Source organism: Streptomyces sp. NPDC002004 (assembly GCF_053593975.1).
In genome coordinates, this window is record NZ_JBSFDP010000002.1 from 154,179 (window position 1) to 175,304 (window position 21,126).

The 21,126-nt window shown below is 70.8% G+C and carries 15 protein-coding genes; 10 read left to right on the plus strand and 5 right to left on the minus strand.

Annotation, left to right across the window (positions count from 1 at the left end; genetic code table 11):
• Position 1: 1 nt before the first annotated feature.
• The 4 genes from ACWCP6_RS03695 to ACWCP6_RS03710 form a co-directional block, all read right to left on the minus strand.
• Entirely contained in the window at positions 2–1,339 is a 1,338-nt protein-coding gene (locus ACWCP6_RS03695; RefSeq protein ID WP_450930690.1) for a hypothetical protein, read from the minus strand.
• A gap of 55 nt (positions 1,340–1,394) precedes the next feature.
• The gene (locus tag ACWCP6_RS03700) at positions 1,395–3,614 is read right to left on the minus strand and encodes a hypothetical protein (RefSeq protein WP_450930691.1); all 2,220 of its coding nucleotides are present in this window, start codon (positions 3,612–3,614) and stop codon (positions 1,395–1,397) included.
• Positions 3,611–4,468, minus strand: coding sequence for a hypothetical protein (locus ACWCP6_RS03705; protein ID WP_450930692.1), 858 nt, complete (start codon positions 4,466–4,468; stop codon positions 3,611–3,613). The genes ACWCP6_RS03700 and ACWCP6_RS03705 overlap by 4 nt, the downstream gene beginning before the upstream one ends.
• Before the next feature lie 117 nt (positions 4,469–4,585).
• Positions 4,586–5,386, minus strand: a complete 801-nt coding sequence (locus ACWCP6_RS03710; protein WP_450930693.1) for a Crp/Fnr family transcriptional regulator — start codon at positions 5,384–5,386, stop codon at positions 4,586–4,588.
• A gap of 394 nt (positions 5,387–5,780) precedes the next feature.
• Here ACWCP6_RS03710 and rpsL point away from each other — a divergent pair, with 394 nt between their 5' ends.
• From rpsL to tuf, 4 genes are all read left to right on the plus strand, one after another.
• Positions 5,781–6,152 carry a 30S ribosomal protein S12 gene (gene rpsL, locus ACWCP6_RS03715; RefSeq protein WP_003948652.1) on the plus strand — a complete coding sequence of 124 codons (372 nt, stop codon included), beginning with the start codon at positions 5,781–5,783 and terminating at the stop codon, positions 6,150–6,152.
• A gap of 2 nt (positions 6,153–6,154) precedes the next feature.
• Positions 6,155–6,625, plus strand: coding sequence for a 30S ribosomal protein S7 (rpsG, locus tag ACWCP6_RS03720; protein ID WP_007384059.1), 471 nt, complete (start codon positions 6,155–6,157; stop codon positions 6,623–6,625).
• 38 nt (positions 6,626–6,663) lie between these two features.
• Entirely contained in the window at positions 6,664–8,784 is a 2,121-nt protein-coding gene (gene fusA / locus ACWCP6_RS03725; RefSeq protein WP_450930694.1) for an elongation factor G, read from the plus strand.
• Between the two features lie 156 nt (positions 8,785–8,940).
• On the plus strand, positions 8,941–10,134 hold the full coding sequence (tuf, locus tag ACWCP6_RS03730) for an elongation factor Tu (protein WP_450930695.1): 1,194 nt from the start codon (positions 8,941–8,943) through the stop codon (positions 10,132–10,134).
• A gap of 223 nt (positions 10,135–10,357) precedes the next feature.
• Here the strand turns inward: tuf and ACWCP6_RS03735 are convergent, their stop codons facing one another.
• Positions 10,358–12,334 carry a PIG-L family deacetylase gene (locus tag ACWCP6_RS03735; protein WP_450931094.1) on the minus strand — a complete coding sequence of 659 codons (1,977 nt, stop codon included), beginning with the start codon at positions 12,332–12,334 and terminating at the stop codon, positions 10,358–10,360.
• Between the two features lie 643 nt (positions 12,335–12,977).
• Here ACWCP6_RS03735 and ACWCP6_RS03740 point away from each other — a divergent pair.
• Genes ACWCP6_RS03740 through ACWCP6_RS03765 form a run of 6 tightly spaced genes read left to right on the plus strand, consistent with a single transcriptional unit; the run spans position 12,978 to position 21,024 of the window.
• Complete coding sequence (locus ACWCP6_RS03740) at positions 12,978–14,267, plus strand: YcaO-like family protein (RefSeq protein ID WP_450930696.1); 1,290 nt, start codon at positions 12,978–12,980, stop codon at positions 14,265–14,267.
• 19 nt (positions 14,268–14,286) lie between these two features.
• A complete protein-coding gene (locus tag ACWCP6_RS03745; protein ID WP_450930697.1) occupies positions 14,287–14,895 on the plus strand; it encodes a TOMM precursor leader peptide-binding protein in 609 nt (202 codons plus the stop codon).
• Positions 14,896–14,924: 29 nt separating this feature from the next.
• The gene (locus ACWCP6_RS03750) at positions 14,925–16,550 is read left to right on the plus strand and encodes a tpaE (RefSeq protein WP_450930698.1); all 1,626 of its coding nucleotides are present in this window, start codon (positions 14,925–14,927) and stop codon (positions 16,548–16,550) included.
• A gap of 3 nt (positions 16,551–16,553) precedes the next feature.
• On the plus strand, positions 16,554–17,270 hold the full coding sequence (locus ACWCP6_RS03755; RefSeq protein WP_450930699.1) for a tpaF: 717 nt from the start codon (positions 16,554–16,556) through the stop codon (positions 17,268–17,270).
• Between the two features lie 56 nt (positions 17,271–17,326).
• Entirely contained in the window at positions 17,327–19,132 is a 1,806-nt protein-coding gene (locus tag ACWCP6_RS03760) for a hypothetical protein (protein WP_450930700.1), read from the plus strand.
• Positions 19,129–21,024 carry a YcaO-like family protein gene (locus ACWCP6_RS03765; RefSeq protein WP_450930701.1) on the plus strand — a complete coding sequence of 632 codons (1,896 nt, stop codon included), beginning with the start codon at positions 19,129–19,131 and terminating at the stop codon, positions 21,022–21,024. The genes ACWCP6_RS03760 and ACWCP6_RS03765 overlap by 4 nt, the downstream gene beginning before the upstream one ends.
• The last annotated feature ends 102 nt before the right edge of the window (positions 21,025–21,126 follow it).

Genomic DNA, 21,126 nt, shown 5'->3' on the forward strand with positions numbered 1-21,126 from the left:
GTCAGTCGATGGGCCCGTGCTCGGGCGGTTCCGCGTCGACGGGCGCGTCGGACGACGCCGGCGCGGGCGGCATGGGCGGCATGGGTGGCATGGGCGGCGGGGCCGGTGGTGGCGCGGCCGGCGGCGCGGACTGGGGCGGTGCGGTTGGGGGCGGGGTGGGGAGCGAGCCGTAGCCCGTCGGGGGCTGCCAGCCCGGGAGCGGGGCGGGCGCGCCGGGAGAGGCGGGCGGCTGCGCGGCGTCGAGCGGGGCCGGCGGATTCTGCGGGACACCGGGGAGACGCTGGTTGAGGATGTCGCTCACCGTGCGCAGCGCCAGCTGCTTGGGCCCCTCCAGCTCGTAGTTCTCGGCGTTGTCCCCGCTCAGCAGCTCCTTGACCAGCTCCATCTGTGCCTGGATCAGCCTCAGTTGGTCGTCGCGCATGCTGTTCATGACCAGCTGCGAGTCCTCCGGGTGCTGGGCCAGGTGCAGCGCCCACGCCTGCACGCCGCCCTGCTGGAGGTAGTACTGGTAGAACTCGATCTTCTGCGCCTCGATCTTCTGGAGTTCGAGCTGCTGGCGGCTCTGGAGCATGGCCTGCTCGTGCTGCCACTGGTGCTGCTGGAGCGCCAGCTGTTGCTGCTGTCGCCCGTACTCCAGAGCCCGCTCCGTCTGCAGCGTGTCCTGCTGTCTGTTGCGGCGGTCGAGCTCGACGTCGATCTCCATGCCGCGCTGCGCCGCGTGGACCTGTTCGACGGTGGAGTGGTCGATGGCCTGGAGGCGCCGCTGGTGGTCGATGTTCTCCTGGTCCCGGCGCAGCCGCAGCGTCCAGGTCACCTGGAGCCCGCAGCTCGCGCCGAGCGGTCCGAACGCGGCCGCGGCCGCCAGCAGCTCCCGCTCGGCGTCCGCGCTGCGGCCGATCTCGAAGCGACGGGTCACCGGCCGTGCGGCGAGCTGCAGTTCGCCCAGCAGCAGCGCCGGTACGTCGCGGTGGCCGCTCTCGACGAACAGCGCGGGGTCCGCCACCTGCCACGTCAGGTCGACGTCGGCGCCGAACTCGAAGGCGTCGTTGTCGCTGGGCAGGCCGAGCTCCGCCGGCACATGGTGGACGCCCATGTCCACCTCGTACACCGCGGTGTAGCCGCGGGCGGCGACCTCGCCGCGCGAGGGCCGGTGCGGCGGCAGATACGGCTCGTAGGTGCCCTTGGGAGTGGAGAAGACGAGGGCATGGTCGATCCGGGTGAGGGCCTTGCGGGAGAACTCGAAGCGCGACAGCTGCCGCACGGTGAGCACGGGGTCCGTCAACCGGCTGTGCCGGTCGACCGGTTGCTGCCACTCGGGCGGGCGGCGGAAGTCGGGCATGGGTCTGTCCTTCGACGGGGCTGGAACGGCCGGCGGGCGGGGTGGTGACGGGGGCTCAGGGGGGCGGCAGGACGGTCAGGAGGCGGCCGGCGGCCGACGGCGGCGGCGCGCCGTCCTCACCGGGCATGGTGCGCAGCAGATGGCCCACCCGCTGGTGCTCGGCGGGCGTCGTGACCAGGGCGGGGAGCAGCGCGGCGAGCGCCCACTCGGTGGTCTCGGACCGGTCCGCGACGAGCACCCACTGACGCAGGACCTCCAGGGCGGCCAGCGTGTGCGTGCGGTCGCCCAGCGCGCCGCGCCAGAGTTCGGCGATGTGCCACGCAGGCTGTCCGCCGTCGGCGGCCGACCGCGCGTACCAGCCGAGGACCAGCGGCATGCCGTACCGCTCGTCGTCCTCGGTGCGTACGCAGGCGCTGATGAACCCGCCGAGCGCCAGGTCGCGCGCGGCCCGGTCGTCGTCCCGGGTGCGCACCAGTTCCGCGAGGACCTGGTCCTGGGCGGGGGAGAGCAGCAGCAGCTCCACCGACTCGGCGAGGGTCTCCAGCATCAGTGGATCCGGATCGCGCGGGTCGTCGGTGGTGCCGTACTGCTCACGGGCGGCGCCCCGCAGGGCCTTGAGGGTCTGCTCCGGGCGTTCGGGCCCGATCAGCGCGTACGCCCGGATGGCGACCCAGGACAGTCCCTGGTCCCGGCCCGCGCACCAGCCGTCCAGGATGCGGGGGATGTTGGGGGTGCCGAGGAAGTGGGCGAGGGCGAGCGCGTTGACGGCGACCAGGCGTTGGCGGTACCGGTTCGCGGTCGCCCACGGTTCGATGACCAGTGCCATCGCGGACGGCAGATCGGTGTAGGCGAGGACGGCGACCGTCGAGGCGGCGCGGGTGCGCACCAGCGGGCGCCCGTCCTCGGCGAGTTGGCGCAGCCAGCCCACGAGCGCCGGGCGGGCCGAGGGGTGGCCGGTCCACACCTCGCGCAGCAGTACCAGCGCGGCCCGGTCGTCCCGGAAGGCGGCCTTCATCTGGGTGACCGGGCCCCACTCGGTGTGCGTGTCCTCCCAGTACTGCCCGGCGCGAGCCAGTTGGAGGCGCTTTCCGATGTGCGTGCCGAAGACGGGGACCGCGGGCGGCAGCGACGCGTTCTCGGTCCTGAGGAGGGAGGAGTAGAAGGTGTCGCTCAGTTCGGCGGTGAGTGCGTACGGGCCGCCGTCGAACGCGGCGAGCGCGACCAGGAACGCCTTGTCCCGCAGGTGCACCGTGGCCTCGTCCGCTTCGAACCACTCCTGCACCTGGGCCTCCAGGGCGGCCAGCGAGAAGTCGGCGAGCTCCGTCTCGCCGGCCTGCCCGGCCGCGTACCGCTCCAGGAGCCCGGCGAAGGCGGCGATCTCGCGGAGCTGATGGCCCCGGGCCAGGGTCCCGGCCACCGCCGGGAGCGCCAGGAGCCGCTGCGCGGTCTCGTCGCCGGTGCGCATCCGCAGGTGTGCCGCGAGGACGTCGGCGGGGGACGGCGGCGCCCACTCGGCGGGGACGACGTCCTCCAGCGCCGCTGTCGGTCCCACCGTGATCACCAGGTGGGCGTCGTCCTTCGCGAGACGGTCACGCAGGGCGAGCAGATGGGTCTCGCGGAGCGGCTGGTCACGGCGGGTGGCCAGGTCGCAGAGCAGATGGCCGCGGGCCGGCGGTGCCTCCTCGTCGCCGCCGCCGAGCTGCTGGGCCAGCGCCGCGGGTGTGGTGGTGCGGTCCAGGGCGCGGACCGGCGTCGCGCCGATGCGGTGCAGCAGCATCAGGGCGGCGGTGCGACGGCCGGAGAAGTGCGGTCCGGAGAGGACGAGGACGCGGTCGGTGCGCAGCCTGCGTACGAGACCGTCGAAGACCTGCTCGTCCGTGACGAAGTACGCGGCGAGCCGCTCCAGGGTCGCCTGCGGGATCTCGCCGGACGCATGGTGCGAGGTTGCGGAGAACCCGAAGTGGTAGACCGTCTTGCTGCCCATGATGACGTCGCCGGCCACCCGGCCGCCGCTGATGCCGTGCTGGTCGCCTCCGACGAGGCTCCCGCCGAAGCGGGCGTCGGCGCCGACGTTCATGGTCCTGGGGCTGTTCTCCCGCAGGTCCCGCCGGGCCGACCAGGCGTCCTGGGGCCGGTCCGGCTGTTCCTTGTCCTGGTCGTCCCGGTCGTCCTTGCCCTTCTTCTCGTCGGACGACGGCTCCTGCCGGTCCTCGGCGTCCGCGGGCGCGGCGCCGCCGGGGCCCGGTGCCCGGTCCTCCCCGGCCTCCGTGCTCATGGCCGCTCACCCCGCTCCTCGCCGCCGAGGTGCACGTCCCCGGTGACCTGCCCGCCGCTGACGCCGTGCTGGTCGCCGCCGACGAGGCTGCCGCCGAAGGACGGCGCGCCGCCGTTGAAGTTGAAGACGACCCCGCCCCCCTCGCGGGCGGCACGCTTCGCGGCGGCCCCCCGGCCGGTGGCCCCGCCGCCCGGCGCCGGACGGTCCCCCGAGCCGCCGCCCGGCGCCGGGCTCCCCCCTTCCCCCGTATCCAGGTGGTCCTCGCGGCCCGCGGGGCCGGCGTGCGGCCGGGCGCCGTGCAGCCAGGCCGTGAGCGGGCCGTTCTTGCTCCCGACGGTGACCGCATGGAACTCGTCCGCCGGGATGCCCACGTGCCCGTGGCGCACGATGCCGTGGTGCACCGACTCGGACACGCACAGTGCGAAGTCGTCCGTACGGCTGCGCAGGGCGTCGCGCAGCGCCTCGGCGTCGAGCAGCCGGCACGCGTGGTTGAGGTCGGAGCCCACCCAGCCGCCCTGCTCGTCGACGGCGACGTATCCGGTGGCGAGGACGCCCCGGAGCCGGATCTGTGCCGACTTGGACGCCATCCGGTTCACCGCCCGCAGCTGCGCCGGCACCTCGGTGAGCAGGGCCCGCAGCAGCGCGGTCACCGAGGCGTTCGCGTCGATCAGCTCCATCACGGCGTCACCGCGGTCCTCGCGCAGCCGCAGCGTCTCGTCGATGCCGGCGCTCTCCAGCGCACGGTCGGTGATGCCGTACAGCATCCGCCGCAGATAGTGCTGCTCGACGTCGTCACGGTCGCTGAACCGCTCGATGTCGAGCAGCAGGATCGTCCGGCTCACGGGGTCCGTCATGGTCGCCTCTCGATGGGGGTGTCCTGCGCACCAGCAGCGTGCTGCCACCGGGGCGGGGGCGGTGAGGGAGGATGCCGCACTCGAACTGTGACCGTGTGCACAGAGCGGCGGGAGCGCTCAGGGGGAAGCGGGCGTCCCGGTGCCCCGGCCGCCGGCCGGTCCGCCGCCGGGGCCGGTGTCCGGCCGTCCGCCGGGGCTGCGGGCGATCCGGCGCAGGAGGTCGGGCCTGGTGATGAGCAGCTCCCGGCGGCCGGTGACGACCGCCTTCTTGTCCCGCAGCTCCTTCAGCAGCCGCTGCACCATCTCCCGCGACGCGCCCACGGAGCCGGCGAGCTCCTGTTTGCTCAGCGGTACCGCCAGCTCGATGCCCTCGTCGGTGCGCCTGCCGTGCGTACGGGCGAGGTCGAGGAGCAGCGCGGCGAACCGCTCGCGGACGCTCATCGAGGCGAACTCCAGACGGCGGCGGTCCGCGGCGCGCGTACGGTCCGAGGTGAGGCCGAGGAGGGCGAAGGAGACGGCGGGGGAGCGGGCCAGGAAGGCCGTGAAGCGCTCGTGCTCGACGGCCACCGCGCGCACCGGCTCCAGTGCGGTCACGGTCGCCGAGCGGGGGCGGCGGGTGAGGGCGGCGGACTCGCCGATGATGTCGCCGGGGCCGCGCAGGGCGAGCAGCGCCTCGTAGCCGTTGGCGGCCGACGCGGTCACCTTGGTCCAGCCGCTCACGATGAAGAGGACGTGCGACGAGGGCTCCTGCTGGTGCAGCAGGACGACCCTGGCCGCGAAGCCGAGCTCGTGCCCGAGCTCCAGCAGCGCGGAGCGGTCCTCGCTCTCCAGCCGGGCGAGGAACGGCACCTGGTCGTCCAGCCCGCCGTCACCCGGCAGCCCCGGTACGTCGCCGGGCAGGCCCGGTAAGGGTGCCACCGCCATGCACTCCCCCGATTTCGTTCCAACCTCATGGGCGGACCGATCAAGCTACTGAATGTGCGGGACCCGCGCGGTGCGAACGGTGGGATTCGCCCGGGGCGGGCGGACGTGCGTATGGAACAGCGGGGGACAACTCCGGCGTGTCGGGGGTCCACGGCATTTGTTTTGACCGAAGTCCGTGCGGTAGGTACGCTCAGACCTTGTGCCTGGGGTGTGCCCTGGCTCTCGTGCGTGCCTTCAAACCGCAGGAGACGCCGTCACCGGCCACACCGCAATCTGCGCCCTTCCCGCCTCGCAGCGGGAGTCTGCAGTATTCGACACACCCGACCGCGTGGGTCGGCGATGTTCCAGGTTAGCTGTACTTGATCGGCACACAGAAACCGGAGAAGTAGTGCCTACGATCCAGCAGCTGGTCCGTAAGGGCCGGCAGGACAAGGTCGAGAAGAACAAGACGCCCGCACTCGAGGGTTCGCCCCAGCGCCGTGGCGTCTGCACGCGTGTGTTCACGACCACCCCGAAGAAGCCGAACTCGGCCCTGCGGAAGGTCGCGCGTGTGCGTCTGACCTCCGGGATCGAGGTCACGGCCTACATTCCGGGTGAGGGACACAACCTGCAGGAGCACTCCATTGTGCTCGTGCGCGGCGGCCGTGTGAAGGACCTGCCGGGTGTTCGCTACAAGATCATCCGCGGCTCCCTCGACACCCAGGGTGTCAAGAACCGCAAGCAGGCCCGCAGCCGTTACGGCGCCAAGAAGGAGAAGTAAGAATGCCTCGTAAGGGCCCCGCCCCTAAGCGCCCGGTCATCATCGACCCGGTCTACGGTTCTCCTCTGGTGACCTCCCTGATCAACAAGGTGCTGCTGAACGGCAAGCGCTCCACCGCCGAGCGCATCGTGTACGGCGCCATGGAGGGCCTGCGCGAGAAGACCAGCAACGACCCGGTCATCACGCTGAAGCGCGCTCTCGAGAACATCAAGCCGACCCTCGAGGTCAAGTCCCGCCGTGTCGGTGGCGCGACCTACCAGGTGCCGGTCGAGGTCAAGCCGGGCCGCGCCAACACGCTGGCGCTGCGCTGGCTGGTCGGTTACTCCCGCGCCCGTCGCGAGAAGACCATGACCGAGCGTCTGCTGAACGAGCTGCTCGACGCCTCCAACGGCCTCGGCGCTGCCGTGAAGAAGCGCGAGGACACCCACAAGATGGCCGAGTCCAACAAGGCCTTCGCGCACTACCGCTGGTAGTCGCTACCCCATCGAGAACCGAGAGAAGACTGAGCCTTATGGCTACCACTTCACTTGACCTGGCCAAGGTGCGCAATATCGGCATCATGGCCCACATCGACGCGGGCAAGACGACGACCACCGAGCGGATCCTGTTCTACACCGGTGTTTCGTACAAGATCGGTGAGGTCCACGACGGCGCTGCCACCATGGACTGGATGGAGCAGGAGCAGGAGCGTGGCATCACGATCACCTCTGCTGCCACCACGTGTCACTGGCCGCTGGAGAACGTCGACCACACGATCAACATCATCGACACCCCGGGTCACGTCGACTTCACCGTCGAGGTGGAGCGCTCCCTGCGCGTGCTCGACGGTGCCGTGACGGTGTTCGACGGCGTTGCCGGCGTCGAGCCCCAGTCCGAGACCGTGTGGCGTCAGGCGGACCGCTACCGCGTGCCGCGCATCTGCTTCGTCAACAAGCTCGACCGTACGGGTGCCGAGTTCCACCGCTGCGTCGACATGATCACGGACCGCCTGGGTGCGACCCCGATCGTGATGCAGCTGCCGATCGGTGCCGAGGCCGACTTCAAGGGCGTCGTCGACCTGGTGACGATGAAGGCCTTCGTGTGGTCCGCCGAGGCCACCAAGGGCGAGATGTACGACACCGTCGACATCCCGGACACCCACAAGGAAGCTGCCGACGAATGGCGCGGCAAGCTCCTCGAGACGGTCGCCGAGAACGACGAAGAGCTGATGGAGCTGTACCTGGAGGGCCAGGAGCCCACCGTGGAGCAGCTGTACACGGCGATCCGCCGCATCACCATCAACTCCGGCAAGGGTGGCGGCACCACCATCACTCCCGTGTTCTGCGGTACCGCGTTCAAGAACAAGGGTGTCCAGCCGCTGCTCGACGCCGTTGTCCGCTACCTCCCCTCGCCGCTCGACATCGAGGCGATCGAGGGCCACGCGGTCAACGACCCGGACGAGGCCGTCAAGCGCAAGCCGTCCGACGAGGAGCCGCTGTCGGCGCTGGCGTTCAAGATCATGAGCGACCCGCACCTCGGTAAGCTCACCTTCGTCCGCGTGTACTCCGGTCGCCTGGAGTCGGGTTCTCAGGTGCAGAACTCGGTCAAGGGCAAGAAGGAGCGCATCGGCAAGATCTACCGGATGCACGCCAACAAGCGTGAGGAGATCGAGTCGGTGGGCGCCGGCGACATCGTCGCCGTCATGGGTCTGAAGCAGACCACCACCGGTGAGACCCTCTGCGACCCGGCGAAGCCCGTCATCCTCGAGTCGATGGACTTCCCGGCGCCGGTCATCCAGGTCGCCATCGAGCCCAAGTCGAAGGGCGACCAGGAGAAGCTGGGTGTCGCCATCCAGCGTCTCGCCGAGGAAGACCCCTCCTTCAAGGTGCACACCGACGAGGAGACCGGCCAGACCATCATCGCGGGTATGGGCGAGCTGCACCTCGACGTGCTGGTCGACCGTATGAAGCGTGAGTTCAAGGTCGAGGCCAACGTCGGCAAGCCGCAGGTCGCGTACCGCGAGACCCTGCGCAAGACCGTGGACCGGTTCGACTACACCCACAAGAAGCAGACCGGTGGTTCCGGTCAGTTCGCGAAGGTGCAGATCGCGCTGGAGCCGCTCGAGGGCGACGGCTACGAGTTCGTCAACAAGGTCACCGGTGGCCGTATCCCGAAGGAATACATTCCTTCCGTGGACGCGGGCTGCCAGGAGGCCATGGAGTTCGGCGTGCTCGCCGGCTACCCGCTCACGGGTGTCCGGGTCATCCTCCTCGACGGTGCCTACCACGAGGTCGACTCCTCCGAAATGGCCTTCAAGGTCGCCGGTTCGATGGCCTTCAAGGAGGCCGCTCGCAAGGCCTCCCCGGCCCTGCTCGAGCCGATGATGAAGGTCGAGGTGACGACGCCCGAGGACTACATGGGTGACGTCATCGGTGACATCAACTCCCGTCGTGGTCTCATCGAGTCGATGGAAGACCGCCACGGTGCCAAGCTCGTCACGGGCCTGGTCCCGCTGTCGGAGATGTTCGGCTATGTCGGCGACCTCCGCAGCAAGACGTCGGGTCGCGCGAGCTACTCGATGCAGTTCGACTCCTACGCCGAGGTTCCGAAGAACGTCGCCGAGGAGATCATCGCCAAGGCCAAGGGCGAGTAACTCACCCCTCGAGTTCACGCTCTAGGCTTGACTCCGGAGCCTGCCGGGGCATTCCGCCGCAACAGCGGAGGAATGCCCCCGGGCCCGGACTTTCCAGCAAAGATCACCTGGCGCCGATGAAGCAAGGCGTTCAGAACCACTCCACAGGAGGACCCCGTGGCGAAGGCGAAGTTCGAGCGGACTAAGCCCCACGTCAACATCGGCACCATCGGTCACATCGACCACGGTAAGACGACCCTCACGGCCGCCATTACCAAGGTGCTGCACGACGCGTACCCGGACCTGAACGAGGCCTCGGCCTTCGACCAGATCGACAAGGCTCCCGAGGAGCGCCAGCGCGGTATCACCATCTCCATCGCGCACGTCGAGTACCAGACCGAGTCGCGTCACTACGCCCACGTCGACTGCCCCGGTCACGCGGACTACATCAAGAACATGATCACGGGTGCCGCGCAGATGGACGGCGCCATCCTCGTGGTCGCCGCCACCGACGGCCCGATGCCGCAGACCAAGGAGCACGTGCTCCTGGCCCGCCAGGTCGGCGTTCCGTACATCGTCGTCGCCCTGAACAAGGCCGACATGGTGGACGACGAGGAGATCCTGGAGCTCGTCGAGCTCGAGGTTCGTGAGCTGCTCTCCGAGTACGAGTTCCCGGGCGACGACCTGCCGGTCGTCAAGGTCTCGGCGCTCAAGGCCCTTGAGGGCGACAAGGAGTGGGGCCAGACCGTCCTCGACCTGATGAAGGCCGTCGACGAGAACATCCCGCAGCCCGAGCGTGACGTCGACAAGCCGTTCCTGATGCCGATCGAGGACGTCTTCACGATCACCGGTCGCGGTACGGTCGTCACCGGCCGTATCGAGCGTGGTGTCCTCAAGGTCAACGAGACCGTCGACATCGTGGGCATCAAGCAGGAGAAGACCACCACCACGGTCACCGGCATCGAGATGTTCCGCAAGCTGCTCGACGAGGGCCAGGCCGGTGAGAACGTCGGTCTGCTGCTCCGCGGCATCAAGCGCGAGGACGTCGAGCGCGGCCAGGTCATCATCAAGCCGGGCTCGGTCACCCCGCACACCGAGTTCGAGGCGCAGGCGTACATCCTGTCGAAGGACGAGGGTGGCCGTCACACCCCGTTCTTCAACAACTACCGCCCGCAGTTCTACTTCCGTACCACGGACGTGACCGGCGTCGTGACCCTCCCCGAGGGCACCGAGATGGTCATGCCGGGCGACAACACTGAGATGAAGGTTGAGCTCATCCAGCCCGTCGCCATGGAGGAGGGCCTGAAGTTCGCCATCCGTGAGGGTGGCCGGACCGTCGGCGCCGGCCAGGTCACCAAGATCAACAAGTAATTGTTGACCGCATGACCTGGTAGCTCCACGAGCTGCGAAAGGGGCCCGTACGACTTCGGTCGTACGGGCCCTTTTGCTGTGCGCGCGTGTGTGCCGTGCGTACGCGCGCCCGTCCTGCGCAGGCACCGCGCGGCAGGCACCGCGCGCCAGGCACCGCGCGGCCGGGGCCGCACATGCGTGAGCCCCGGGCCGCACCGCGTCCCAGGGCTCGTGCGTGTGTGTGTCAGGCCTGCGACTGCCCCGGCCGCCACACCCAGGGCCGGGCGTCAGGGGAGAGGCCGCCCGCGAGCGGCCCGCGTGCGGTGACGCTCAGGGCCGGCCCGTCGAGGCTGACCTGGGTGGCGGAGGGGCGCATGATGTGTCCGCGGTGCAAGAGCTGGAGCTCGCCGTGCACGTCCCGGCCGAGGAGATAGGGGCCCGCGGCGACCACGGGGCCGTAGCCGGGGAAGGCGAGCGCGGGCCCGCGGATCGTGATGAGCTCGGTCGAGGCCGGGGGCCGGTAGTGGAGACGGTCGCCGACCGCGGCGACGGCGTCGGCCGGGGCGGGCAGCCCCGTGGCCGGGACCGGGCCGCTCGCGGTCCAGTGGTGGACGGTGTCCCGTCCGGGACCGTAGACATGCACCTGGCCGTCGGCGCCGACGACCGCGGTCAGTCCGTCCTGCACCGGGCCGCCGCCCAGGGACGTCCACGGCGACCAGTTCCCGTCGGTGCCGCGCACCCGGGTGCTCACGCCCTGGTCGGCGTTGCGCACGAACAGATGCACCTGTCCGTCGCGCGCGGTCACGGCCACGGGTATCCCGATCCGGCGCCCGCGGTCCGGGTCGGACTCGGGGTTGCCGAGCCCCCGCCACGCGGCGAAGTCGCCATCGGTTTCCTGCTGCTCCAGCAGCACGATCTCGCGTACGTTCTGGGCGCCCCGCCCGGCCAGCGCGGCCAGCCGCAGGCCGAACAGCAGCTGCCGGCCGTCGTCCAGCACGGCCGAACCGAGGGCGGGAGCCAGCGGGCCGCCGCCCAGGTCCCTGGGCTCGCCGAACGAGCCGTTCACGGTCTCCCGGTACGCCACGGCCCGCAGCCCCAGGACGCCGTACGCGGTGAGCCGGCCGCCCTTCTCCTGCCCCAGCACCAGCCGGGACCCCGGGTACCGGTAGTGCGTGGAGCGCACCCACCCCTTGCGGTTGGTGAGCGGCCGGTCGCCGCCGACGTTGTAGTCGCCGCATCCGCCGTGGTTCCCGCACTGCCAGTCGGGGGCGCCGCCGTACGGCACGAGGTGTGCGGCCTTCTCGTCCAGGACGCGCGCCGGGAGGTTCTTCGGCCAGTGGTTGTTGTAGTAGCCGCGGTAGGCCGCGGTCGCGAATGCGGGCGGTCCGCTCCTGTCCGCCCCCGCCCACTGGATCAACGCCGCCCAGGTGAAGCAGGCCACGGCGGTGTGGTCGGCGTGGTCGCTGTACCCCGGCTGCTCGCTGTCCCGTATCTGGGTGATCCGGTCGCTGTGCTGGATGTCCGGGTCGGGGTCGAGGGTGTGCACGAGCGTGGGCCGGTACCGGTCGAAGAGCCGCACGAGTACACCGACGAGCGCGTCGTAGTCGTACGCCTGGACCGTGTCCAGCGGCGACCCCTCCGGGACGACGGTGCGCAGCAGCAGATTGGGCTGCCGCCACAGCGCGGGAACCCCCATGTGCCCGGCCGGGGTGTGCATCGCGAGGTCGAGGTAGATCAGCTCGACGCGCCGCCCCTGGTGGTCGAGGGTGTTGATCTCGGCCTTGTAGCCCGCGCCCAGCGACAGCACGGACACGTCCCACTGGGTGAAGATCGGCAGGCCGAGCTGTGCGGCGTAGGACTGCCGCAGCCCCTGGTGGCGGGAGGACGCGTACGCGGCCTTGTTCCCGGGCGGATGCGGCCGCCCGGGAATCTTGTTGACCCCGTCCGCCTCGCCGGCGGTCACGTACACGCAGACCAGCGGGACCCCCGCACTCACGGTGTGCTGGGTGTCCGGGTTCATGAAGTACAGGTCGTCGTCGGGGTGGGCGAGCACCTGGAGCAGCAGCGCCCGCTCGGCCTGTGCGGCGGGCTTGCCCGAGGCGGGCGAGGGGGCGGCGGGGCGGCCGGGAGGCGGTGCCGTACGGGAGCACCCGGCGACGGCCCCTGCCGCGGCGACGGCGGCGCCGCCGAGCACGACGGCGCGACGGCGGGGCCGGCGCATCCCGGGTCCGGCGTCGCCGTTGCCCGTCTCGGCCCCGGCGCTCGTCTCCCGGCGGGCGGTGGCCGCCGCGCCTTCGCCGGTCGCCCGGTCGCCCGCCGCGCGTCGCCCGGTCGTCGGGCCGCTCGTCGCCGGGTCGTCCGTCGCCCGTCCGGGTATCGCCCGGAAACCCGATATCGGCCCGGATATCCGGGCTCTCCAAGAACGCATGCCGCGCACGCGCACTCCTCCGTCCGCCGTCTGCAGCGGTCGGGGGGCGGCGCTGCTGTCCAGGTCGTTCATCCGATGAGATGGCCGCCTGTGGGCACCGGTTCCATGCACGGACATGTTCTGTTCATCCGGACGTGTGATGGGCGCCACGGTCTCTCGCGGAAGGGAGGATTCCCGCACCCCGAGTTCCGGATTGGAGCGGACAGCAGCCCCCGAAATACCCCGTTAATAGGCGCTCGGGAAGCGCCGCCCGTCCTTCTGCTCGGCGGAGGGGGAACCACCGCCTCCTTATGAGGGCGGCGCCATCGGTGAATATCGGAGACTCTCGTCCCGTGCGGCGTGAGGTACCATGATCCCGATTCGAGGAGGGGAGAATCGTATGGTTTCGGGGGGGCAACTCGAGTCCAATCCGCCCGACTTACGCCGGATTGGCTCCTTGGTATCCCCGTACGGTCTCGTATCCCGTACAGCGCCTCTGCCCACGGGCGACGGCGACCCGGACTTCGCCGTCCATGTGTCCAGCCTCGGCAATCCCGCGAAAGTGCTGGACAATCTGCGGGGCTGGAATCACGACGCCGACATGGGAAATGTCGACGGTGTCGGCAGCGCCCTCACCGGACAGCGGGCGAGACTGATTTCGATCGCCGAGGCCCTGGAGCGGTACTCGACGTGCTCGTGGAATGACGACGACATCGTCACCGCCGCCGAGAGCTCCCTCACCGACGAGTTCGTTTCGCCCACCCGCTGGCCGCAGTGCTCCGCACGTGAGCTGAGCCGCGGCGACTGCGGTCTGGAGCCGTACGACCCCGACGTCCCCATCCGCTGGGTCCGGGCCTGGTCCCTCACCCGGCGCCGCACCGTCCTGGTGCCGGCCATCGCGGTGTACCTGCACATGCGGGCCGAGTCGCGGTCCGAACTCTTCACCCGGGGCGTCACCACGGGGGCCGCCGTCCACTCCGACATCCGCAGTGCCGTCCTCGGCGGTCTGCTGGAGGTCGTCGAGCGGGATGCGCTGTCGATGGCGTGGCTGCAGAGACTGCGTCTCCCGCAGCTGCAGGTCGATCCGGACCTCCTCGAACCGCTCGCGCGTGCCTGTCTGGAGACCGGGACGTCGCGTCACCTCGAGGTCCGGCTCTTCGACGCCACGACGGACTTCGGGATCCCCGTGGTCTACGCCGTCCAGCTCGCGGGCCACGGTGACCCGCTCGCGCAGATCGTGTGCGCGACCTGCGACCTGGATCCGCACCGGGCGGTCGGCAAGATCTACCGCGAACTCGCCTCCCTGCGCATCGCGCTGCGCGACCACGTGACCCGGCACCCGGTGCGGCGACCCGACGACGGGGCCGTCAGCGTGGTCGGCGGGGCCGCTTGGAACGCCTCGATCGAGCGGCGCGGGGCCTTCGGGCACCTGCTGGAGGGGGAGCGGGAGACACGCCGTCTCGAGGAGTTGCCCCGCCTGCCGGCGGGTGCGGATCCCCTGGAGCACGCGGTCTCCGGCCTCGCCGCCCGAGGGGCCGAGGTCCTGGCGGTGGACGTCACCACGGACGAGGCGCGGCAGGTGGGCATGCACGCGGTCAAGGTGCTGGTCCCGGAAGCGGTGCCCCTGTCCTTCATACACAGCGAGCGCTATCTCGCGACGGCACGGCTCTACGCCGCGCCGCAGGCCATGGGGTTCGAGAGCCATGACGAAGAGTCCGTCAATCCGGATCCGCAGCCGTTCGCATAGCGTGGAGGGGGTGGATCGCATGGGGGAAACACCGGTGGAGTGTCTGTATCTGGTCCGTGACGCGTTCGGTGAGCAGTACGCCGAGGCCTACGGAATCCCGGAGTCGAGCCGGGTGACGACGACCGCGGCGGCCGACGAAGCCGAACTGCCCGACGCCGCCATGCTGGTGGCGCTGCACGCGGGGCGGGACGAGGCATGGCGCGACACGCTCGACAGGATCGGCTTCGAACGGAACATCCCGTCGGTGGGGGTCGAACTGCTCCCGACGAGGATCGTCTGCGGGCCGGCCGTCATCCCGGGCGCGACGGCCTGCTACTCGTGCTACCTGGCCCGCATCGAGCAGCACAGGGACCCGGCTCAGCCGTACGACGTCGGCCGGGCGACCCGGGGGCTGGAGGAGGGCTTCGGCCCGCAGCACCTCGCGATCGCCCACGGGCTGCTCGCGCTGGCCCTGGACGAGCTCCGCTCCGGTCCTCAGGAACTCGGGGGCACGGTCCGGACGTTCGACATGGTGGCCGGGACGTTTTCGACGGCTTCGACCGTGGCCGTGGACCGTTGCCCGCGCTGCGGCGACCGCTTCCGCGACCGCCCGCCGAGCGGCGCCGGCGCGGTGACAGGGCTTCCGTAGGCGTCAACCAACCGTAGGGAGGTGTACTGGTGGTTTCCGAAGTGAAGGCGGAGACGTTAGGCCGGGCCGCACGCAGCGACCTGCAGATCGCCGTTCCCGTCCGCCCGGCCGTGCGCCGGGGCGTCCGGCTGCGTCAGGTCGGCGACTCGGTCATGCTCGACGGCTCGGACCGGCCGCAGGTGTTCACGGGGAGGTTCGCGCGCGAGAGCCTGGGCCGACTGGTCGCCGCGTGCGACGGCACCGCGACGCATGCGGATCTCGCCGCCGAGGTGGGGCTCGACGAGTCCGTCGTCTACAAGTCCGTGGCCCTGCTCTGGGCGTCGGGGGCCCTGGAGGAGGGCGTGCCCGCCGGCGACGAGCCGTCGGTCCGGCCGGAGTTCGCCTGCTTCCTGTCCCGTCTGGGCAACTCCACCGGAGCCAACCGGTCCTGGACGCAGAGCGCCGCGAGGCTCGCCGACGCCGCCGTCCGGCTGACCGGGGACCGAGCCCTGGCGGAGGCTGCGCAGCGCGCCTTCGGCGACGTGTGCGAGGTCGTCGTCGTCGACGCCGACGACGGGCGGCCGGCCGCCGAGAACACGCTCGTGGTCTTCTTCGAGACCGCGCAGTCGCAGCCGGAGCTCGCCGGACTGGAGCGCAGGTGCTGGGAGGAGCGGCGGCCGCTCCTGCGTGTGCGGGTCGACGCGACATCGCTGGTCATGGGCCCCTACGTGGACCCGTCGTTCACGCCGTGTCTGCAGTGCGGGACATCGGGCGAGGACAAGCCCGCGGGTGACCCGCCGGAGCGCTCACTCGACCTTGTCGCGGGCCTCGTCGCCCACCATGTCGTCGCGCTCGTATCGCGGGCGACCATGACCCATCTGCCGCTCGACGCCGCCGTGATCGACCTCGCCACCCTGTCGACGGCGTACCGGGCGAGCGCCACGCGTCCCGGCTGCCCCACCTGCTCCTTCAGCGAGGGCCCGGAGGCGTCCGTACCACCCGACTGCGCCGCGTACGAGGCGGCGGTCGCGCTTCCCCCGCGCCGGTTCCTCGACCCCAAGGGGCACCTGGCCCACTACCAGTCGTCGAACATCAAGCTCCAGTCCGAGTTCCGGGAATGGCCGAGCTGTCCGCAGGTGCCGCTGCCGGAGCCGGATCTGTCGAGGCTGGCCCGTGAGCACCGGCGAACCGCACCGGGAGGCCGGGCGGACGTCGGACTCGCCGAGGCCGGCCTGGTGCTCAAGATCGCGTTCGGCATCCGTGAACTGTCCTCGGACGGATGGGTGAAGCGGTGGACCGCTGCGGCCGGGAACATCGGTTCGGCCACGGCCTACCTGGTGTCGCGGGACGAGAGCGTGCTGCCGGTGGGCGTCTACGCCTACAGCGAGCGGGATCACGCCCTGGCGCAGCTGTCGACGCGGGTCCCGCCGGGTGACCGGCGACTCCTGCTGGTCGTCACCGGCAATCTCAGGAAGGTGGTCCGCAAGTACGGCACCTTCGGGCTGCGGCTCGCCCTGCTCGACACGGGGTGCGCGCTGACCAGCGCCCGGGAGGTGGCCGAGCACCTGGCCCTGGACTTCTCGCTCCACGAGGACTGGGACGACGGTTCCCTGAGCGAGCATCTCGGCATCTCGCCGACCGACGAGCCCGTCGTGGCCGTCATGGGACTGGGGTGAACCATGAGATCAGACCTCTCGACGATGCTTCCCGTGCTGAACGGCTTCGGCGCGCGCACGAGCACGGCCGACGGGCTCGCGGCCCGCAGAGCGCCCGTCCCGTTCGCGCATGCGGCCCCCGTCCCCGTCGACCTGGACGAGGAGATACTCGGACCGGGTCACGACCTGCTGGAGACGCTGCTCCAGCGGCGGTCGTCGCTGCAGTACGCGGACGAGCCGGTGCGCACGCAGGCGATCCTCCATCTGCTCCGGGGCGCGCTGCAGCGCGACTCCGCGGACTGGGACCTGGACGACTCCGCCGGCCCGCTCGAGGCGTTCGTCTTCGCGCTGCGCAGTGAGGGACTGGAGCCCGGCGTCTACCGCGTCACGGCACAGGAGTCCTCGTTCCTCGCGCCGCTGTCGGCCCTCGGAGACCTGGAAGACCTGGGCGTGCAGCGCGAGTTCGCGACCGCCGGCGGGATCGTCACCATGTACGGCCACCTCGATCAGGCGGACTCGTGGGCCGGGTCGCACGGCTACCGGGTGTGCGCCACGCGTGCCGCGATGGCGCTCTACGACTTCCATCTGGGGTTCCAGTCCCACGGTTACGTCGGCACGCTCTTCGGGGGCTTCATCGCGTCGGCGGTGCGGAACCTGGTCCAGGGCGACGGTGTCACCAGACACCCGCTGCTCTCCTCGACCTACGCCCGTCCACCGCGTGAGCGACCCCGCGGTGAATGACCTTTCCAACGCGGGCTGACTGCGGGACACATCGGATACGGGGGGCAGTTCACACCATGCAGCAAGCGACCGTTCTCACCGGGGGTGCCGGGCCCGCCGGCTCAGTCGTCGCGCGCCCCGACGTGTCGGTGCTGCGGACGACGGAGGGGGTGTGGATCGGCAACGGCTCCGCATCCTTCACGGTGAAGGGCGCGGCGGCGTTCGATCTGGTCTCGACACTGTTGGGCATGCTGGACGGGAACCGCGCGGTGCGGGACGTCGTGGACGAGTTCCCGGCCGCCTCGCAACCCGTGGTGTCACGGCTGCTCGACACGCTCGTCGCCCGCGGCTGCGCCGTTCGCCTGGACGAGCCGCTGAGCCGGTACGCGGAGCGGAAGGGATCCGCTTCGGCATGGCTGATCCCGTATCTCTCCCAGCTGACGAGCGAGCCGGTGCGCGCGCTGGACGCCGTACTCGGCACCACGCTCGTCCTGCTCGGCAGCCCCGGCTGGCTCGAGCACATGCGCCGAGCTCTGGACGCGTCACTCCTGCACGGCCTGCGGACCGAGTACCACTCCGTGTCCGGGGAGGCCTCCTGGCCGGTGCCGGTGCCGGTGCCGGAGGCGGACGCGGGCCCGGCGGGGAGCCGATGGCGGGACGACGTGATGGCCGTCGTCGATGCGGACGCTCTGCCGCACGAGCACACCGTCCGGATCCAGGACGCCCTGCTGGAGCGGCGCGTGCCGCACGGCGTCGTGGGCGGGATCGGCCCACTGCACTGGAGCGTCTGGTCCGACGCCGACTCCACCGGCTGCTGGGACTGCCTGTGCAGGTACGGCCGGACGTGGACCGGCCCGGCCGAAGGCGCACCCGAGGGCGCGTCGGCGGAGACGGCGGCCGAGCTGAAGGCGGCCGCCCTGGTGCACTCGATCGTGGTGCGCTGCGCCGGACTGGGCGACCGCTCCACAGCGGCCACCGAACTCTCGGACGACGGGGGCCTGCTCGCGGTCAAGCCGCATCCGGTGTGGCACGACTCGGGGTGCCGCTGTCACCGGGCGAGGGTGCCCGACGACCACGGCGGCCCGGCCGAGGGCAGCCGTGAGCAGCTCGTCCGCAGGAACATCACGAGTTCCCAGGACGAAGAGCGGCTGCACGACGACAACGACCGCATCATCGCCACCCTGGCCGGCTGGACGGACCGGCGGGTCGGACCCTTCCTCGACCTCGACGGGGGCGAGCTGGCCCAGGTTCCGTTCGGGACCGCCCGGGCCACCGTCCTCACCGACCTCGCGGGTGTCTCCCACGTCCGGGAGGTGCGCGCCGCCACGCTGTCCTCGCGGGAGGCCTTCTACCAGGCCTCCCTCAATGCCGTCGAACAGATCGCGGACCCGACGCCCGAGGGCCCGGCGGCGCGGAACCTCGGCGCGGGGTGGACCGTGGACGAGGCGATCTACCGTGCGCTGCTGAGGTCCTGTCTGCGCGAACCCCTCGGCGAGTCCGGGCCGGTCCCGATAACGGCCGAGGACCTGGGTCACGACGAGTGCGGTCGCACGAGCCGGTACATCGAGCGCAGCATCGCCCGCAGCGGGCGGGGTGATGCGCTGCGCTGGGTCGGCGCACGCCTGCCGAACGGCCTCTACCGCGCAGCCGGACTCGGGGCCGAGGGCGCGGTCGCACACGGCCTGGGGGCCTGTTACGGGGAAGCCGTCTCCATGGCGCTGCTCGGACTGGTCAACGACGCCGGCGTTCTCGTTCATGTGAATCCGCACTTCCGGACCTGGCGGGAGGTGCGGGAGCACATCGCGCTGCCGGAGAAGGCCGAGCCCCTCCCGCACGCGGTGCCCTTCGTGCGGGACGAAGTCCAGCTCGTGGAACTGCCGTGAGGACGTTACGGGACCCGGGCAGGCCGGGAGACGAGGAACAGCCGTACGAGATGCCCACCGAGAACCTTCTCACCGCTCTTCTGGCCGCTGACGGCACGCCGCGCCCGGCGGAGATCCTTCTGGGGCGGCTGACGGCTCCGGAACGGCTGCACGGACCCCCGGATCCCCGGTACACGCAGGACAAGTGCGTGGCGGTCCTGTTCTGGCGCAGCAGGCTGTACGTGCTGGCGTACGACTACAGCGGCGACAACGGATGTCCGGCGTGCCTGTCCAGCTTTGTCACCAGGCAGCAGGTTCCGCGTCACGCGCCGCTCGACACCGACACGGCGCAGGGCACGGACCACGCGGTGCTGTGGCAGCGGATCGGACCCGCGCTGCAGGCCGTCGTCGCACGGATCGCGGCCTCGCTCATGGAGGACCGGCATCCCGCGGGCACGCTCGCGACGATCGAGCGGGCAAGCTGCGCGGTGCAGTACGGGCGCGTACCTCCGAGGTCGGGCTGCCCGGTGTGCACCCCGCGCATGGCCGCGAGCGCGGTCAGCTTCGATTCCGGGCCCGAGCTCCTGCTGAAGGCCGACGGGACCCTGCGCAGCCGGCGGGCACTGCCGTCGACCCTGACATCCGACTACGTGGGCGCGCACTCGCTGTTCAGGGAGCCGCTCCTCGATCTGGACGGTCCGGTTCCGGCGGCCCAGATCGGTATGCCGCTGAACAGCGGCGATCTGGAACCGGGCATCGGCAGGACCCTGGACTTCTCGAAGAGCAGGGTCACGGCGGTCCTCGAGGGGCTGGAACGCTATACCGGCTTCCACTACCGGGCGGATGACGGAGTCGTCGAGGCGTCGCTCGCCGAACTGGGCGAGCGGGCCATCGATCCCCGCACGCTCGGCTATCACCTCGACGCCCACTACGCGCAGGAGGACTTTCCCTTCGCGCCGTTGCAGGCGGACGAGAACATACGCTGGGCCGAGGTCACCCCGCTCGGTGACGGGCCCGCCCGGTATCTTCCCGAGATGGCGCTGTCCTGGGTGACCAGGTCCGCATCGCGGAAGCCGCTGTTCTACGACACGTCGAACGGTTTCGCGCTGGGGCAGAGCCCCGAGGAAGCGACGCTGCACGGCATTCTCGAAATCGTCGAGCGGGACGCCTTCCTGCTGACGTGGTACCGCAGACTCCTGCTTCCCGAGCTCACGCTGGGTCCGGCCGACCGCGAGGTCCGGGACCTGGTGGAACGCGTCGAGATCATCACAGGATTCCGCATCCGGCTCTACTGGGCGGCTCTGGACACCGGGCTCCCCGTCGTGGTGGCGCTGGCCCAACGCGATGCGACATCGGGTCCCTGCACCTTCGTGTCGGCCGGCGCGAGTCTGTACCCCAGGGCGGCAGCCGCGTCGGCGATCCTCGAAGTGTCCGCCATCCTCGCCGCCATCACGCATTCCTTCGAGGAGAACCGTGAGCACGGCGAGCGGTTGGCGACCGACTTCGGTTCGGTGCGGACGATGTCGGACCACAGCCTGCTCGGAGCCCTGCCCACGTCCAGGAAGTGGTTCGACTTCCTGACGACGCGGGACCGTCCCGACATCAGCCTGACCGAGGTGTCGGACGCGAGTCCGGTGTTCGCCACGCTCCGGGAGGACCTCGACCACGTCAGGGAAAGGATCGAGGCGGTGGGCTCGGTCGTCTACGCGGCCGACGTCACCACTCCTGAGCTGCGGTGGCGCGGGCTGGTCTGCGCGCGTGCCTTCGTCCCCGGATTCCTGCCGATGACCTTCGGGCACAGCACCCGAAGAATGGAAGGTCTGCCGCGGCTCCACGGCGACACCCTGCCCCATGCCTCCCTCTTGGCGCCCGGGCAGTCACCGGTGGACGTGCCGCCGCACCCGTTCCCGTAGACCGTGCCCGAGCCGCCCGCCGTGACCGCACCGGTGTCACCCCCGACTCGTGACATGCCAGGAAGACCAGGAAAACCAGGAAGACCAAGGAACACAGGAAAG